Below are 16,704 nucleotides of genomic sequence, written 5' to 3' on the forward strand. Positions count from 1 at the left end.
TGTATTTACTTAGCCTTGCGGTTTTACGACCATCACATTGATTGGAGAATATTCCACAACCTTACTCGCGACAGAGCCAAGCATTACTTTATTGATTTTAGAGCGCTTGTGACTTGGCATAATGATGAGATCAGCGCCTAAACGTTCTGCATAATCAAGAATGGTCGCGTAGGCCTTGCCTTCAGCAACATGCACTTGGTAAACCACATCTTCAGCAATATGCTCATTAGCGAAAGTTTTTAGTTGCTGCTTCACGTCTTGCTTCATTTTGGCCGCAGCATCTTTCGGAAAGTATGTGGCAACCATCGACATGTGAATACCAGGTAGTACCGTCAGAAGATGGATTTGAGCATTTGCTTGCTTTGCCTGCCAAACCGCTAGTTCAACCGCTCGGTCTGAAAAGCCTTGGTCATTTAGATCAACCGGAACAAGAATTTGTTTGTACATTCAATGTCTCTCATTAAGGCCCCTTTATCCTCGGGGCCAAATCGGTTATGCGCTCAATTGTTCCTTACGAGCACGACGTTTTTGGTTCATTGCAAGCACCAGCAAAATCATTAAGCATGGTACAAACACCCACTCTTTCATCGGACGGTCTGCATCCTGGATAACCCACTTGATTTCCCAATCAAAGTCGATACCTGCGGACTCTGCTGGACTACCAAATTCAACCATATCGACAATCATTTTGTTGTCACTTTCGGTCAGCATTAGACCCATAGATGAAATACGTGCGTCTGCTGTTGTCGCACTGTCTTCGAATGGAAGACGAACCGTTTTCTCAATGTAGTCGCCCTCAAGGTTTTCACCGGCAACACGTAACTCCAATGATTCTCCTACATTTAGTGTTTCCGTGATTTGAGCTACCTCAACGCCAGGAGAAAGAACTTTCGCTGGGTACAGCATGTCCCACCAAAAACCTGGACGGAAAAACGAAAATGTCAGTACTAATAATAGGACTGTTTCCCACCACTTGTTACGCGTGAACCACCACCCTTGAGTTGCCGCAGAGAATATCAGCATTGCAATGATCGATGAGATGACCGTGAGTGCCAAATGCCACCAAGAGTCGATCCCCATTAACAATAGTTGGGTATTGAACACAAACATGAACGGCAAAATAGCGGTTCGAATATCGTAAGTAAAACCTTGGATACCGGTACGAATTGGATCTGATTTCGCAATTGCTGCTGCTGCAAAAGCCGCAAGACCTACTGGTGGGGTATCGTCGGCCAAAATACCAAAGTAGAAAACGAACAAGTGCACCGCTATCAACGGAATAATCAAGCCATGCGCCGCGCCGAGCGTAACAATAACCGGCGCCATTAGCGTAGAGACCACGATGTAGTTCGCCGTTGTTGGCAGACCCATCCCCAGAACCAAGCTAATGATGGCGGTAAACAGCAGCATAAGAATGATGCTGCCACCAGAGATAAACTCGACGAAGTCGGTCATCACTAGGCCGATACCCGTTAGTGTAACAACACCAACAACGGTGCCCGCTGCCGCGGTTGCAACGCCGATACCGATCATATTGCGCGCACCAGAAACTAAGCTCTCGGCAAGATCGACAAAGCCATCTTTGGTTTGCTGAAGCATGTCACCTTGCTTTGACAGCAGTGCAATCAACGGACGTTGAGTCAGCAAAATGAAAATCATGAACACCGTTGCCCAGAATGCCGAAAGGCCAGGTGAGAAACGTTCGACAGTCAAACACCAAACCAATACGACGATAGGGAGTAGGTAGTGCAAGCCTGACTTAACGGTTGGGCCAGGATCAGGTACTTCTGTTAATTCTGCATCAATCTCAATTGCGCCATCTTGCACGTGATTTGCTGAGACTTTCACCAACCCAATGTACGCGATTAATAGTGCGACGGTAACAATTGGTGTCGCGGCATCACCAAAGACGTCCTTTGTCCAACCCACTCCGTAGTAAACCAATGCGCTGATCACACACAATCCTAAGATTGTGCCAGTAAAGGACAGCAGACTTTGTACTAGTGTTGGGTTGTGGCGACGAGGAAGGCCTGTCATGCCTGCTTTACATGCTTCAAGGTGAACAATGTAAATTAAAGCAATATAAGAGATTAGCGCTGGAAGTAGGGCGGCTTTAATCACCTCAACGTAGGAGATACCGACGTATTCCACCATCAAAAATGCTGCTGCACCCATGATTGGCGGTGTTAACTGACCATTGGTTGAAGCCGCTACCTCTACCGCACCCGCTTTTGTGCCGGGAAAGCCAACACGCTTCATCAGTGGAATCGTAAAGGTGCCAGTTGTTACTACGTTTGCGATTGAAGAACCAGAAACCAGACCAGATAAACCTGATGCAACAACGGCCGCTTTAGCTGGACCACCTTTCATATGGCCAAGTAACGAGAAGGCAACTTTAATGAAGTAAGCACCAGCACCAGCGCGTTCCAGCATTGCTCCAAACAATACAAACAAGAAGACAAAAGAGGTAGAAACACCTAGCGCAACCCCAAATACGCCTTCTGTTGTTAGCCACAAGTGAGACATGGCCTTGTTCAAGCTTGCCCCTTTGTGTGCGATAACGTCAGGCATGTAAGGGCCTGCAAAGGTGTAAGTAAGGAAAACAGCAGCCACGACCATTAATGGTGGACCAAGAGCTCGGCGTGTTGCTTCTAAAAGGAGGATCATACCGATAACAGCAACAACGATATCAACCGTTGTCGGTGCGCCTGAGCGTCCCGCTAGCTCGGTATAAAAAAGGTATATATAGGCTGCTGAAAAGCTGCCAGCCAACGCGAGTATCCAATCAACAAGAGGGATATGATCGCGAGGAGAGTTCTTCATCGCTGGATAAGCAGTGAAAGCCAAAAAGATCGCGAAAGTAAGGTGGATAGATCGCGCTTCCGTGTCGTTCAGTACGCCAAAATTGAAAATAAATGGTAACGGGGATGCGTACCATAATTGAAATAGTGACCAACACAGAGGAACAAACCAAAGGATTCGTCCTTGCATTCCCGAAGGGCTACGTGCACCTGTGTCTGCCTGAGCCACCATTTCTTGCACATCTTGTGACGGAGCTTGATTCGTCGCCATGTACTTTTTCCTTATTATTGATGGTCCTGTCTGATTTTTATCGAGAACCACACTTCGCCTCTATCAGTGTAGTGAATGGAGCGAAGTTTGCTTTCGAGTATTTTGCTGCCTGAACTCAAAGTGTTGATTGTTGGATACTCTGTTAGGCGGCGTTTAAGTTTTCTTGGGTATGAGCTCGCAGTTTTCAGAAGAAAACTGGCGAATGAAGCATACAGTTAGAACGTGCTACAACCTGTATGCTCAAACAGGCAGAAAATATTCTTTCCTGCCTGTATGTAGAGTCTGAGGAAATTACTTAATTAGACCCATTTCTTTGTAGTATTTTTCTGCACCTGGGTGAAGAGGAATAGAAAGACCAGCTTTCACCATGTCTTCTTTCTTCAAGTTTGCGAATGCAGGGTGTAGACGCTTGAAGGTATCAAAGTTTTCAAACACAGCTTTTGCCACGTTGTAAGCGACATCGTCTGAAACATCAGAGGTCGTTACCATTGTTGCTGCAACACCAAAGCTGTTTACGTCTTTGTCTGTACCGCGGTACATACCAGCCGGTACTGAGCTAAAGGCGTAGTATGGGTTGTCGGCAACAATTTTATCGATTTTAGGGCCTGTTGCTGAAACTAGCTTCGCATCACATGATGTGGTTGCTTCTTTGATTGAACCGTTCGGGTGGCCGACCATGTAAATGAAGGCGTCAATTTTGTTATCACAAAGTGCCTGAGAGCGTTCAGAGCCTTTTAGCTCAGACGCCAATTTGAAGCTGTCGTTTGTCCAACCCATCGCTTCCATGACAACGCCCATCGTTGCACGGTCACCAGAGCCTGGATTACCGATGTTTACGCGCTTACCTTTCAGGTCTTCAACGTTTTCAATACCTGAATCTGCACGCGCAATGATGTTGAAAGGTTCTGTATGAAGAGAGAACATTGCGCGTAGCTTCTTGTACGGGCCTTGTTCTTCAAACTTGCTCGTACCGTTGTAGCCGTGGTACTGCCAATCCGATTGCACGATACCAAAATCTAATTCGCCTGCACGGATAGTGTTAACGTTGTAAATTGAGCCACCAGTCGATTCTACTGAACAACGGATGTTGTGGTCTTTACGACCTTTATTTACCAACTTACAGATAGCACCACCAGTTGGGTAGTAAACACCAGTCACAGAGCCAGTACCGATGGTAATAAACTCTTGAGCGTTAACTGCGCCTGCGCCCATTACGGCTGCAGCGATAGCGCCTACTTTGAGAAGTTTGTTAAATGCCATGAATTTCCCTTCCTTATATTCATTATTTACCCGGAAATAACCATAAATCACTTCTGGAGTTTCCTATTTGGAAACGGCACCTTTTTCAATCCAATCGTTTGAAAAAGCGAGCGAATCATAACAAAAAATTGGCAGAAAATTATCCAATTGTTAAATGTTATAGTTGATAAGTCTGAATTTTGTATCAGGGGATAGGATTCAATTTGTGATTTAATTCTTTTTATAACAATTACTTAATTAACGTTTAGTGACTGAAATGAAAAAGATCAATTGCGTGATGTTAATCACAAAACGGATGGTTAAAGAATGAGCGGAGTAAGCAAAAAATTTACATAAATTATGGGCTACAAAATGAGACTTCTTTTATAACCCACAATGAGTTAGCTGATTGAAGCTTTATAGAACTTAACCAGTATATTCGAACAGCTCGCACACTGATTTGAAGAGTTGCTCAGTCGTAATTGCCATGGTTGGCGTAATGAAAATGGTATCGTCACCCGCGACAACACCAAGAATACCTTCGGATTTACCGAGTGAATCAAGCAAGCGAGCAATCAACTGCGCTGCACCTGGGCCGGTGTGAATTACTACTAACGCTGCGTTACGATCGATGTCTAGTACCAGTTCACGCAGAGAGCTGCTGACTGTTGGGACACCTAGCTCAGCAGGAAGACAGTAAACCATTTCCATTTTTGCATTGCGCGTACGGACGGCGCCAAATTTAGTCAGCATACGTGAGACTTTAGATTGGTTGATACTCTCAAACCCTTGCTGTTTGAGTGCGTCAACAATCTCGCCCTGTGAGCCAAAGCTTTCTTCTTTTAACAGGGCTTTAAAGGCGCGAACTAAGTTGTCTTGTTTTTCTGAATTGCGCATAGTCATTACAAATCTCTTATTACGGGTAAGCAATTTTGCATATTCTCGCATATATATTCAGGCGGTGCCAAAGAGTCCCAGGATTATGTTAGATGCGTCACTGTAAACTATATACCACATAGAATTCTTTAGCGCGCTGAAGTAGGGCTGTATCTGTTTTCTTGAATTCCTTGTCATTTCAACAGAATAAAAGAATAATCCAAGCCCCATTTGTAGCACGGTAACAGCGAGTTGCGCGAGGTCGCAAAGCTAGCGTTAATTGATTGTAATCAAGTTGTGATTCCGATAGCTTTATTTAAGTTGGTTACAAACTACCCTACGAATACGTTTATAAGAGAAATACTCTCAAGGAGAACTACATGAAAGTAGCCGTTATTGGTGCCGCTGGTGGCATCGGTCAAGCCCTGGCCCTTCTACTTAAGAACCGTCTTCCTGCTGGTTCTGATTTAGCCCTATATGATATTGCTCCAGTAACTCCTGGTGTGGCCGCTGATCTTAGCCACATCCCTACGCCAGTTTCTATCAAAGGTTACGCTGGTGAAGATCCTACTCCAGCACTAGAAGGCGCGGATGTTGTGCTAATTTCTGCTGGTGTTGCGCGTAAGCCAGGTATGGATCGTGCGGATCTATTTAATGTAAACGCTGGTATCGTTAAATCGCTAGCGGAGAAGATTGCGGTTGTTTGTCCGAAAGCTTGTGTTGGTATCATCACAAACCCTGTAAATACAACAGTGCCAATTGCTGCTGAAGTTCTTAAAAAAGCGGGTGTTTATGATAAGCGTCGTCTATTTGGTGTAACAACGTTGGATGTTATCCGTTCAGAAACGTTTGTTGCTGAGCTAAAAGACAAAGATCCAGGTGACGTTCGCGTGCCAGTAATTGGTGGTCACTCTGGCGTAACGATCTTACCTCTACTGTCTCAAGTAGAAGGTGTTGAGTTTACAGCTGAAGAAGTAGAAGCATTAACGAAACGTATTCAAAATGCAGGTACTGAAGTTGTAGAAGCGAAAGCGGGTGGTGGTAGTGCAACATTATCAATGGGCCAAGCTGCATGTCGCTTTGGTCTGTCTCTGGTTCGTGCTCTTCAAGGTGAAGAAGGCGTAGTTGAGTGCGCTTACGTTGAAGGCGACGGCGAACACGCGACTTACTTCGCGCAACCTGTAAAACTGGGTAAAGAAGGCGTTGAAGAAGTACTAAGCTACGGCAAACTCAGCGATTACGAAAAGTCTGCATTAGACGGTATGCTAGAAACACTAAATGGCGACATCAACATTGGTGTTGAATTCGCAAAGTAACCTAGAAAGCCTATATAAGAAGAAAGCCGATCATTTTGATCGGCTTTTTTGATCCTTGATTTCTCAACTTCGTAAAAATGGTCGAACAAAACCACGTAGTGAAGGAGAAGATGATGGAAGCGAGTCGAATCCGTAAAGGCATGGTTGTTGAGTGCCAACAAGGCGTCGGTACGATATTAGTGGTCGACCATGAAGCAGAGACGGTATTGTTGTCCAAACAAGGGACTGAACAGCAACTCGCCGTTAGCTTTGATGAAATAGAAGATGATCCACAACTGCATGGCGGTAGTGACAGATATTACTAGCGCCCCGGGCGTCGTCATTAGGTATCAAACGTAAAAAAGGAAGAGCGTGCTCTTCCTTTTCGCTATAAGCCTTGCGTTACGGGTAGCTATTGATTACTTCGTGCGTTGTACTGCGACATGAGCCAGAGTAACAAGCGCTTGTTTGTATTCAGACTCTGGCAACACTGATAGTTCTGCGATTGCTTTGTCTGCTTCTTCTAGAGCTTTTTGCGTTGTGTATTCCAGAGAGCCTGCTTCTTTCATGACCGCAAGAATTTCTTCTAAGCGCTCCATTCCATTCGCTTTCTCAATCGCTTCACGAATCATGATGGCGTTTTCTGGTGTGGTATTACGCATAGCATGGAGTAGAGGTAAAGTTGGCTTGCCTTCGGCCAAGTCATCACCCACATTTTTACCCATGTCTTCGCCATCAGAAGTGTAATCCATGACGTCATCAATGAGCTGAAACGCAGTGCCTAGATACTTACCGTAATTTTGCATTGCGATTTCAACATGCTCAGGAGCATCATTTAAGATTGCACCGATTTGAGTTGCGGATTCAAATAAGCGCGCAGTCTTAGAGTAGATGACTTGCATGTAGCTTTCTTCTGTCGTGTCAGGGTCGTTACAGTTCATCAACTGCTGTACTTCACCTTCGGCGATCACGTTTACGGCATTGCTCATTAGTTTAAGGATCTTCATGGATCCTAGTTCTGTCATCATCTGAAATGAGCGTGTATAGATAAAGTCCCCAACTAATACGCTAGCCGCATTGCCAAATGCTGCATTCGCAGTGGCTTTACCACGGCGCATGTCTGATTCATCTACCACGTCATCATGCAGCAAAGTCGCTGTATGGATGAACTCAATAAACGCAGCTGCCATTGTATGACCATTGCCTTGGTAACCAAGTGCGCGGGCTGACAGTATCGCTAAAAGCGGTCTTAGACGTTTGCCTCCACCACTCACGATATAAAAACCGAGCTGGTTGATTAAAGAGACATCAGAATTAAGTTGGGCTTGAATTGTTTCATTCACTTTTGCCATGTCATCGGCAGTAAGCGCTTGGATAGTTTTAAAATCCATCGTATATCCGGCTGAAGTTAGACCCTGCAAGGCTTATTCGATTTATATAATTGTCGAATAATACACTAAAAAACGTTGATTAATACATTACTAAAGGGCATGATTGCCGCACTTTTCTTTGGCGATTAGCTTTTCGCCAATTTTTTCAAAATATGGCTTGTCATAGGAGCATCTATTCTGTAGAATCTGCGCCCTATTGATGATTAGTTTAGCGCACACCCTCAAGAAAGGCTGTGCGGAAAAAGCGGAGTAAAATATGTACGCTGTTTTCCAATCTGGTGGTAAACAACACCGTGTAAGCGAAGGTCAAACTCTTCGTTTAGAGAAATTAGACGTTGAAACTGGTGCAACTGTAGAATTTGATAAAGTTCTTCTTGTTGCTAACGGCGAAGACATCAAAGTTGGTGCTCCTCTTGTAGAGGGCGGCAAAATTGTTGCTGAAGTTGTACAACACGGTCGTGGCGATAAAGTTAAAATCGTTAAGTTCCGTCGTCGTAAGCACTCTCGTAAGCAACAGGGTCACCGTCAGTGGTTCACTGAAGTGAAGATCACTGGTATCAACGCTTAATCTATTAGGAGAGTTTAACAATGGCACACAAAAAAGCTGGTGGTTCTACTCGTAACGGCCGCGATTCAGAAAGCAAACGTCTAGGTGTTAAGCGTTTCGGTGGTGAATCTGTACTTGCAGGTAACATCATCGTTCGTCAACGTGGTACTAAGTTCCACGCTGGTAACAACGTAGGTATCGGTAAAGACCACACTCTATTCGCTCTTACTGAAGGTAAAGTGAAGTTCGAAGTGAAAGGTCCTAAGAACCGTAAGTTTGTAAGCATCGAAGCTGAGTAATTAGGTTTTTAACCAAATTACTTAATAGCTTTAAGCTGAATTCAAAAGCCCTGCCGAATCGGCGGGGTTTTTTATTTGTGGCAGTCGACATATCGAAGTTTCTCGCTAAGATCCTAAGCGATTTGAATCTGGGAGCTTAGATCTGTCATCTGCTAAAATTGTCGGATGACATAGTAAGATTTAATCCACGCACGAAGTAGTCGGAGTAAAAGATGAAGTTCGTAGATGAAGCGGTAGTAAAAGTTCAGGCTGGTGATGGCGGTAGTGGCGTTGTCAGTTTCTGGCGTGAAAAATTCATCACTAAAGGTGGCCCTGATGGCGGTGATGGCGGTGACGGTGGTGATGTTTATATCCAAGCTGATGAAAACCTAAATACCCTGATTGATTACCGTTTCCAGCGCTTCTACGAAGCTGAGCGTGGTGAAAACGGTCGCGGTGGTAACTGTACAGGTAAGCGTGGTAAAGACATTGTTCTTCGTGTACCTGTGGGTACGCGCGCTGTGGATATCCACACAAATGAAATCGTGGCGGAAGTTGCTGAACACGGTAAGAAAGTGATGATCGCAAAAGGCGGTTGGCACGGTCTAGGTAACACGCGTTTCAAATCTTCAGTAAACCGCGCGCCTCGTCAGAGAACATTGGGTACAAAGGGTGAAGTACGCGAAATTCGCCTTGAGCTATTGCTTCTTGCTGATGTGGGTATGCTTGGTCTACCTAATGCTGGTAAATCAACCTTTATCCGCGCAGTATCAGCAGCAAAACCGAAAGTCGCTGATTACCCATTCACGACTTTGATCCCAAGCTTGGGTGTCGTAAGTGTCGTACCAGAGAAAAGTTTTGTTGTTGCAGACATCCCTGGTTTGATCGAGGGTGCAGCAGATGGCGCTGGCCTTGGTATTCGATTCTTGAAGCACTTAGAGCGTTGTCGAGTGTTGCTGCACATGATCGATATTATGCCAATTGATCAGTCCGATCCGGTGCAAAATGCATTGACGATCATTGATGAACTAGAACAATACAGCGAAAAACTGGCAAGTAAGCCGCGCTGGTTAGTGTTCAACAAAGTTGATCTAATGCCTGAAGAAGAAGCGAATGAGAAGATCCAAGAAATCTTAGACGCACTAGGTTGGGAAGACGAGTACTTTAAGATCTCGGCGATCAATCGTAACGGTACTAAAGAGCTTTGTTACAAACTGGCTGACTTTATGGATAACCTACCTCGCGAAGAGGAAGAAGTGGCTGAAGAAGATAAAGTTAACTTCATGTGGGATGATTACCATAAAGATGCGATGGCGGGTAAAGACGTTATCACTGAAGATGACGACGACGATTGGGATGACTGGGACGATGAAGAAGATGACGGTCACGTTGTCTACGTTCGTGACTAATCAGAACGGTCAAACAATGCCTGTTTGCCTATAATTCATTAAGCCGCAATTATCTATTGCGGCTTTTTTTGTATCTAAATCATATTTAGGTGATGTGATTTACGGCACAATAACTGATACGTCGTGTTTTTTTGAGGGTTAGTTTGGCCCTCGCGCGTATGAATGAGTAACACCCTAAAAGGAATTAGACTTATTTATGACTCTAGAAACCATACCGCCTAGAGAGTTGGCGGTATCTACTCAACGATCGATTTCTCGTCTTGTCGCCCAAGCCGGACAAATGCTACTTGCTCATGGTGCTGAAAGTACTCTTGTGAGCGATATTATGCGTCGTATTGGCCTTGCTTGTGGGGTGAATGAAGTTGCGGTAGCACTATCAGCTAATGCATTGGTTGTGACGACGGTAATGGATGGGCATTGCATCACCACCACCCGAAGCTGCGCTGATCGTGGCATCAATATGCGCGTTATTACGCAAATTCAACGAATCTGTATCATGATGGAACGTGGTTTGCTCGATTCAACCATGGCGCAGAAAAAGCTGAACGCTATCAGTCCAGAGCGTTATAACCGCTGGTTGGTGGTGTTTATGATTGGCTTGTCTTGTGCGGCATTCAGTCATCTAGCTGGTGGTGATTGGGGAGTCTTCATCATGACCTTTTTAGCTTCAGCTGGTGGCATGATCGTTCGCCAAGAAATTGGTCATCGTCATTTCAACCCTCTATTGAACTTTGCTGCGACCGCTTTTGTGACTACCTTAATTTCAGCACAGGCGGAAATTTACCAAATCGGTAATCTACCTACCGTAGCAATGGCATCGTCGGTATTAATGCTTGTACCTGGTTTCCCACTCATTAACTCTGTCGCAGATATGTTGAAAGGCCACATTAATATGGGCATTGCTCGATTTGTGATGGCTAGTTTACTAACGTTGGCGACATGTTTGGGGATCGTTGCTGCGATGAGTGTAACTGGAATTTGGGGGTGGGCTATCTAATGAGTTTATTTGATTTGATGTTTGGCCTTTTGAATGACATGTTTTTTGCGGCGATTCCCGCCGTAGGATTTGCATTGGTTTTTAACGTACCACAAAGAGCTTTAGTTTATTGCGCTGTTGGTGGCGCGATTGGTCATGGTAGCCGCTACTTGATGATGCAGTTTGGCATTCCTATTGAGTGGGCAACCTTTTTTGCTGCGACGTTAGTTGGGATGATTGGTGTGTACTGGTCTCACCGTTTTCTCGCGCATCCAAAAGTGTTTACTGTGGCTGCTTTGATCCCGATGGTGCCGGGTGTGTTTGCGTACAAAGCAATGATCGCTATGGTAGAGATCAATCATGTTGGCTACTCACCCGAGCTTGTCGCAACCTGTATGGAAAACTTTCTTAAGGCCATGTTTATTATTGCAGGTTTAGCTGTTGGTCTTGCGGTTCCAGGGCTGTTATTCTATCGCCGCAGACCAATTGTATAAGGACCTAACATGATCATTAGTATGATTGCCGCGATGGCCGACAATCGCATCATTGGCAAAGACAATCAAATGCCTTGGCACCTTCCCGCTGATTTTGCTTGGTTTAAGCGTTGTACCATGGGTAAACCGGTTATTATGGGACGTAAAACGTACGAGTCTATTGGTCGCCCTTTACCAGGTCGCTTGAATATTGTTATTAGCCGTGATGAGACACTAAAGATCGAAGGCGTCACTACCGTAACATCGATTGAGCAAGCTTTGGACGTGGCTGGTGACGTGGAAGAAGTGATGATCATTGGTGGTGGTGCGATTTACGCATCTTGTCTGCCGATGGCCAATAAACTGTATGTAACACACATTGAAGCGGCCATTGATGGTGATACTCAGTTCCCAGATTGGGGAGACGAGTTTAAGGAAACTTACTCAGAAATGTATCAAGCCGATGAGAAGAACGCCTACAACATGCGTTTTACGGTGTTAGAGAAGTAATTCGAGATTAAAACGGGGTAATGCCGTTCGTATAGCAGCGAGCGGTCATCCCAACCTACCGTCATCCTGAAAAGCGACGAACGAGCGAGGTTCAGGATCCTCTATACGAGTACTTTGTTGTCAAAGGTATTTCTATCTATTCGCAGCGCGAGGATATTAGATTCCTCGTCTCGTTAAGGCTCGTTGGAATGACCCTACAGGAGGTGTTAAGTGACAAGTATTCTTCCTACTATGGATTATCGACTGTTATTCAGTGTTTAACTTAACGCATCCTGAGTAAAAATTTTCTTATCTTCCCAACGGATCATGGTCAGGCTTCCGCCCCAAACGCAGCCAGTATCTAGCCCGATGACTTCGTTGTTCATATAGCCTTGTAGTGCTGCCCAGTGCCCAAAGAGCACCGCTTTATTTAAGTGAATACGTTTGGGCACATCAAACCATGGAATAAGTTTGTTACCGGAAACTTGTTGCGGTGGCAATTTACAATCCATATCCAAACGACCATCAGGGAAACAAAAGCGCATCCGCGTAAAAGCATTGATAATATAACGGTATCGGTCCAAACCCTGTAGAGAGTCATCCCAGGAATCAGGTTGATTGCTGTACATGTTTTTTAATAGCCAAGGCAACTCTTCACTTTGGATGATGCGCTCAACTTCACGGGCACACTTTCTCGCTGTTTTTAGATTCCACTGCGGTGATATGCCAGCGTGACACATCACGAACTCGTCATGCTCGGCCAATAGAGGTTGCTGAGCTAGCCATGTCAGTAGTTCCTCTTTGTCAGGGGCCGTGAAAATAGGTGCGGTTTTATCTTTGTCTTTGACCTTTTTTATCCCGTGAGCCACTGCGAGAAGGTGAAGGTCGTGATTACCAAGCACCACGATTGCGTTTGCGCCAAGTGACTTCACAAAGCGTAACGTTTCTAGTGATTTAGGCCCTCTGGCGACCAAATCACCAGCAAGCCAAAGTTGGTCTTTTTTCGCAGAGAAAGATACTTTTTCTAGTAGTCGCTGCAATTCATCAAAACAGCCTTGGATGTCACCAACAATATAGGTAGCCACTGAATCTCCAATTTACTAATTTAAAACATTTGGAACAGCCAAGCGAAATGGTTCGATTTCGGTGATGAACTCTTGCCCTTTCTCATCCAGCATTTTGTAGTGTCCTTGCATAACGCCGACAGGGGTTTCTAACGCGGTTCCGCTACTGTACGTGTATTCATCATTGCTTGGAATAAAGGGCTGCTGGCCTACAACTCCGTCACCTTCAACCGTCATTTGCTTGCCGTTCGAGTCTGTGATTAGCCAGCGGCGGCTCACTAACTGTGCGGTTTGCTGGCTAAGGTTTTTGATGGTGATGATATAAGCGAAAACGTAGCGTTGTAGCTCTGGGTTGGACTGTTCTTCGATGTATTTGGTGTGAACTTGAATTTTGATGCAAGGTTGAATGACGTCCATGTGCACTCCTCAGAAACGTAATATCCCAATAATAATAAGCCAAACCTACAAGGGTTTGGCTCATTGTTTGAGTTCTTAGTGCTGCGGGTTATCCGCAAGCCAGTTCGCCATTGCGACGAATTGTTCTAGCGTCAGGTTCTCTGGACGCATGCTTGGATTAACACCTAGCTCTTCTAGTACTTCTGTGCTTAACAACGATTTGTAGCAGTTACGAACGGTTTTACGACGTTGGTTAAAGCCTTCACGACAAACGCGATCGAGCAAACGCAGATCTTTTGCCGGGCATGGCAGCTCTTCGTAAGGCACTAAACGAACAACGGCAGAATCCACTTTCGGTGGTGGAACGAATGCCGTTGGCGGTACTTCCAGTACCGGTACCACTTTACAGTAGTACTGAGCCATTACCGTTAAACGGCCGTAAGCTTTGCTGCCAGGGCCGGCTGCTAAGCGGTTTACCACTTCTTTTTGCAGCATAAAGTGCATGTCTTGAATGTCTTTATGGAACTCAAAAAGGTGGAACATCAATGGTGTAGAGATGTTGTATGGCAAGTTACCAAAAATGCGCAGCTTGTTGTTTGGCTTCACTAGTTGAGTGAAGTCAAAACGCATAGCGTCACCCTCATGGATGGTCAACTTATCTGCCAGTTCAGGGTGAGTACGTAGGCGTTCCGCCAGATCGCGGTCTAATTCGATAACTGTGAACTTATCTACTTCACGACCTACCGGCTCAGTGATTGCACCAAGACCAGGACCGATTTCAACCAGGTTTTGACCTGGTTTTGGGTTAATCGCTGATACGATCCCATCAATAATGTATGGATCGTTCAGGAAGTTTTGACCAAAACGTTTACGCGCTTTGTGTCCTAAATGGACATCATTTCTCATTGTTTCTTCTCTACCAAATCTATCGCATGCGTGAGCGCTGTTCGGAAACTCCCTGTATCCGCTTGACCTGTCCCTGCCAGATCTAATGCAGTACCGTGGTCCACCGATGTTCTAATAAAAGGTAGACCAAGAGTAATGTTTACTGAACGACCAAAGCCTTTGTATTTTAATACTGGCAATACTTGATCATGGTACATGCCTAAAACAGCATCAGCATCATTTAAATATTTTTCATTGAAAATGGTATCAGCCGGCAGAGGGCCGATCAGGTTGATACCTTTTTCTTGTCGAATTTTTTCCAGTGTCGGAGTGATGGTTTCGATCTCTTCACGACCTAAGCAGCCATCTTCGCCAGCATGAGGGTTAAGCCCGCAAACGTAGATGTTTGGTTGTGCGATAGCAAACTTTTCTACAAGGTCTTTATGAAGAATATCGATGATTTTTTCTAATCGCTCTTCGGTGACAGCTTTGGACACATAAGCTAAAGGAATATGTGTTGTAACCAGCGCCACGCGTAGTCCTTCCGTTGCTAGCATCATTACAACTAGCGGCGTTTGTGACTTCTCGGCGAAAAATTCAGTATGACCACTGAATGCAACACCTGCGCGATTAATCACCCCCTTATGAACAGGGCCGGTGACAATAGCATCAAATTCATCATTCATACAGCCTAAAGCCGCTCTTTCTAGCGTTTTTAGTACATAGTGGCCATTCGCTTCATTGAGCTCACCTGCGACCGCAGGTTCCGATATTTGGATATGGTCAACGATAAGCGTGCCCGCTTTTTGTGCTTTAGGTGCTTCTTCTGGATTGTAATCAGACAGTTGGACTTCGATGCCAAGCTGCTTGGCTCGCTCCATCAGCATATTCTTATCGGCACAGACGACAATTTGGTGCGCCCAATCTTCTTTCGATAGGGCAAGCACTAAGTCTGGGCCGATACCCGCAGGTTCCCCTGCGGTTACGACAATTCTACGAATTGTATTAGTTGTCATTGTTGTCATCCACGATTTCAACAAACGCACTTGCGCGTAGCTCTTGCATCCATGCGCCCGCTTCTTCATTAAATTTACGATTAAATAGAATACGGTAAGCTTTGTTCTTCATCGCTGAGTCAGTGCGGTCAACTTGGCGACGATCCAACACTTCAACGATATGCCAGCCGTGAACGGTTTTGAACGGTTCGCTGATTGAGCCAACTGGCAGAGTTTCTACTTGGTGCTTAAATTCTGGCACGTAAAGATCTGGTGTTTGATAACCTAGTTCACCGTCTTGTGCTGCCGAGCCAGGATCTTGACTGTATTGTGTTGCCAATTGAGCGAACGTTGCTTCACCGGCTTTGATGCGGCGTACAAATTCATTCAGTTGCTTCTTCGCCCCTTCGTCGCTCAGAATCACGGTTGGTTTAATCAAAATATGACGCGCATTTACTTCCGTTACCGCAACCGTTTCTAGGCCTTTTACATCCTCTATTTTTAGGATGTGGAAACCAACGCCACTACGGAAAGGACCAATAATGCTGCCTTTGTTTTGCATCTTGATCTGATCAGCAAAGATGGTTGGCATCTCTTCTTTACGCATCCAGCCCCAGTCACCACCTTGTAAAGCTTTAGGACCTTTTGAGTAGGTGTAGGCCATCTCCGTAAAGTCTGCACCTTCGTTTAGCTTTTTCGCGAGCGCTTTAGCTTCTGCTTCTACAGCTGACTTTTCTTTATCGTCAGAGAAGCGCAGTTGAATGTGTCCAATTTTGTATTGAACAGTCGCATTGGTTTCTTGTGATAGTTGCTCAGCAAGGCTATCGACCTCTGCTGGAAGGATATTAATACGGCGACGAACCAGTGCATTGCGAGCTTCTGATGCGGCGATTTCCTTACGAATTTGTTCGCGGAATTCTGGGTAACTTAAACCTTCACTTTCTACAGAAGCAGCGAGTTGTTCTACCGATTGCTCATTATTACGTGCGATCTCTGCAATCGCTTGGTTTAAACGGTTGTCGTCAATACGCACACCAATACGGTCTGCTTCTTGGCCTTGCAACGTATCAATGATAAGTTTTTCAACGACTTGTTCTTTTAACACGCTGGTAGAAGGTAAGCTCTTTCCACTTTGACGAGCGTTGGCTTGCAGCGTTTTCATCGCTGTTTCGATGTCGCTTTGTAGAACTACACCGTCATTCACGATGACCGCAACCTTATCGATCTCTACTGGTGCTGCAACCGCTCCGCAAGAGAGTAGGGTCGTGAATAAGATTGATTTCCAAATTTTCATTTAAAATTCCGTCAGTATTTTTGAA

Annotated in this window: 18 protein-coding genes; 8 read left to right on the top strand and 10 right to left on the bottom strand. The window is 45.1% G+C overall.

The window, feature by feature from the left end:
- Nucleotides 1-9: 9 nt before the first annotated feature.
- The 4 genes from R8N49_RS10470 to argR all read right to left on the bottom strand — a co-directional run bounded on the left by R8N49_RS10470 (nt 10) and on the right by argR (nt 5,208).
- On the bottom strand, nt 10-447 hold the full coding sequence (locus tag R8N49_RS10470; protein ID WP_005379654.1) for a universal stress protein: 438 nt from the start codon (nt 445-447) through the stop codon (nt 10-12).
- Nucleotides 448-492: 45 nt separating this feature from the next.
- Nucleotides 493-3,072, bottom strand: coding sequence for a TRAP transporter permease (locus R8N49_RS10475; protein WP_318189964.1), 2,580 nt, complete (start codon nt 3,070-3,072; stop codon nt 493-495).
- A 291-nt stretch (nt 3,073-3,363) separates the two neighbouring features.
- On the bottom strand, nt 3,364-4,332 hold the full coding sequence (locus R8N49_RS10480; RefSeq protein WP_005379657.1) for a TAXI family TRAP transporter solute-binding subunit: 969 nt from the start codon (nt 4,330-4,332) through the stop codon (nt 3,364-3,366).
- Between the two features lie 405 nt (nt 4,333-4,737).
- Nucleotides 4,738-5,208: a transcriptional regulator ArgR gene (gene argR, locus R8N49_RS10485; RefSeq protein ID WP_005379659.1), complete on the bottom strand. Its 471-nt coding sequence runs from the start codon at nt 5,206-5,208 to the stop codon at nt 4,738-4,740.
- A 359-nt stretch (nt 5,209-5,567) separates the two neighbouring features.
- On the opposite strand from argR, the gene mdh reads away from it, so the two are divergent.
- Both mdh and R8N49_RS10495 read left to right on the top strand, forming a co-directional pair.
- Nucleotides 5,568-6,503, top strand: a complete 936-nt coding sequence (gene mdh / locus R8N49_RS10490; protein WP_005379660.1) for a malate dehydrogenase — start codon at nt 5,568-5,570, stop codon at nt 6,501-6,503.
- Nucleotides 6,504-6,616: 113 nt separating this feature from the next.
- A complete protein-coding gene (locus R8N49_RS10495) occupies nt 6,617-6,808 on the top strand; it encodes a hypothetical protein (protein ID WP_005379661.1) in 192 nt (63 codons plus the stop codon).
- A gap of 93 nt (nt 6,809-6,901) precedes the next feature.
- Here R8N49_RS10495 and ispB read toward each other — a convergent pair whose 3' ends face one another.
- Nucleotides 6,902-7,873 (bottom strand): octaprenyl diphosphate synthase, encoded by a 972-nt coding sequence (gene ispB / locus R8N49_RS10500; RefSeq protein ID WP_064353590.1) that lies wholly within the window; start codon nt 7,871-7,873, stop codon nt 6,902-6,904.
- A gap of 256 nt (nt 7,874-8,129) precedes the next feature.
- On the opposite strand from ispB, the gene rplU reads away from it, so the two are divergent.
- The 6 genes from rplU (at nt 8,130) to folA (ending at nt 12,066) form a co-directional block, all read left to right on the top strand.
- Nucleotides 8,130-8,441 carry a 50S ribosomal protein L21 gene (gene rplU / locus R8N49_RS10505; protein ID WP_005383096.1) on the top strand — a complete coding sequence of 104 codons (312 nt, stop codon included), beginning with the start codon at nt 8,130-8,132 and terminating at the stop codon, nt 8,439-8,441.
- Between the two features lie 20 nt (nt 8,442-8,461).
- The gene (gene rpmA / locus R8N49_RS10510; protein WP_005383095.1) at nt 8,462-8,719 is read left to right on the top strand and encodes a 50S ribosomal protein L27; all 258 of its coding nucleotides are present in this window, start codon (nt 8,462-8,464) and stop codon (nt 8,717-8,719) included.
- A 212-nt stretch (nt 8,720-8,931) separates the two neighbouring features.
- Nucleotides 8,932-10,107: an Obg family GTPase CgtA gene (gene cgtA, locus R8N49_RS10515; RefSeq protein ID WP_005383091.1), complete on the top strand. Its 1,176-nt coding sequence runs from the start codon at nt 8,932-8,934 to the stop codon at nt 10,105-10,107.
- A 196-nt stretch (nt 10,108-10,303) separates the two neighbouring features.
- Nucleotides 10,304-11,104: a threonine/serine exporter family protein gene (locus tag R8N49_RS10520; protein WP_005379664.1), complete on the top strand. Its 801-nt coding sequence runs from the start codon at nt 10,304-10,306 to the stop codon at nt 11,102-11,104.
- Entirely contained in the window at nt 11,104-11,577 is a 474-nt protein-coding gene (locus R8N49_RS10525; protein WP_005379665.1) for a threonine/serine exporter family protein, read from the top strand. The genes R8N49_RS10520 and R8N49_RS10525 overlap by 1 nt, the downstream gene beginning before the upstream one ends.
- Before the next feature lie 9 nt (nt 11,578-11,586).
- Complete coding sequence (gene folA / locus R8N49_RS10530) at nt 11,587-12,066, top strand: type 3 dihydrofolate reductase (protein ID WP_025768369.1); 480 nt, start codon at nt 11,587-11,589, stop codon at nt 12,064-12,066.
- Nucleotides 12,067-12,323: 257 nt separating this feature from the next.
- On the opposite strand, the gene apaH is transcribed toward folA, so the two are convergent.
- From apaH to surA, 5 genes are all read right to left on the bottom strand, one after another.
- Nucleotides 12,324-13,130, bottom strand: coding sequence for a bis(5'-nucleosyl)-tetraphosphatase (symmetrical) ApaH (apaH, locus tag R8N49_RS10535; RefSeq protein WP_025768370.1), 807 nt, complete (start codon nt 13,128-13,130; stop codon nt 12,324-12,326).
- A 15-nt stretch (nt 13,131-13,145) separates the two neighbouring features.
- Nucleotides 13,146-13,526: a Co2+/Mg2+ efflux protein ApaG gene (apaG, locus tag R8N49_RS10540; RefSeq protein ID WP_318189965.1), complete on the bottom strand. Its 381-nt coding sequence runs from the start codon at nt 13,524-13,526 to the stop codon at nt 13,146-13,148.
- Between the two features lie 75 nt (nt 13,527-13,601).
- The gene (rsmA, locus tag R8N49_RS10545; protein ID WP_005379669.1) at nt 13,602-14,411 is read right to left on the bottom strand and encodes a 16S rRNA (adenine(1518)-N(6)/adenine(1519)-N(6))-dimethyltransferase RsmA; all 810 of its coding nucleotides are present in this window, start codon (nt 14,409-14,411) and stop codon (nt 13,602-13,604) included.
- On the bottom strand, nt 14,408-15,406 hold the full coding sequence (gene pdxA / locus R8N49_RS10550; RefSeq protein WP_005379670.1) for a 4-hydroxythreonine-4-phosphate dehydrogenase PdxA: 999 nt from the start codon (nt 15,404-15,406) through the stop codon (nt 14,408-14,410). Before pdxA ends, rsmA begins: the two co-directional genes overlap by 4 nt.
- Nucleotides 15,396-16,679, bottom strand: a complete 1,284-nt coding sequence (surA, locus tag R8N49_RS10555; RefSeq protein ID WP_005379672.1) for a peptidylprolyl isomerase SurA — start codon at nt 16,677-16,679, stop codon at nt 15,396-15,398. Before surA ends, pdxA begins: the two co-directional genes overlap by 11 nt.
- Nucleotides 16,680-16,704: the final 25 nt, after the last annotated feature.

Source organism: Vibrio sp. 1978, from assembly GCF_033344345.1.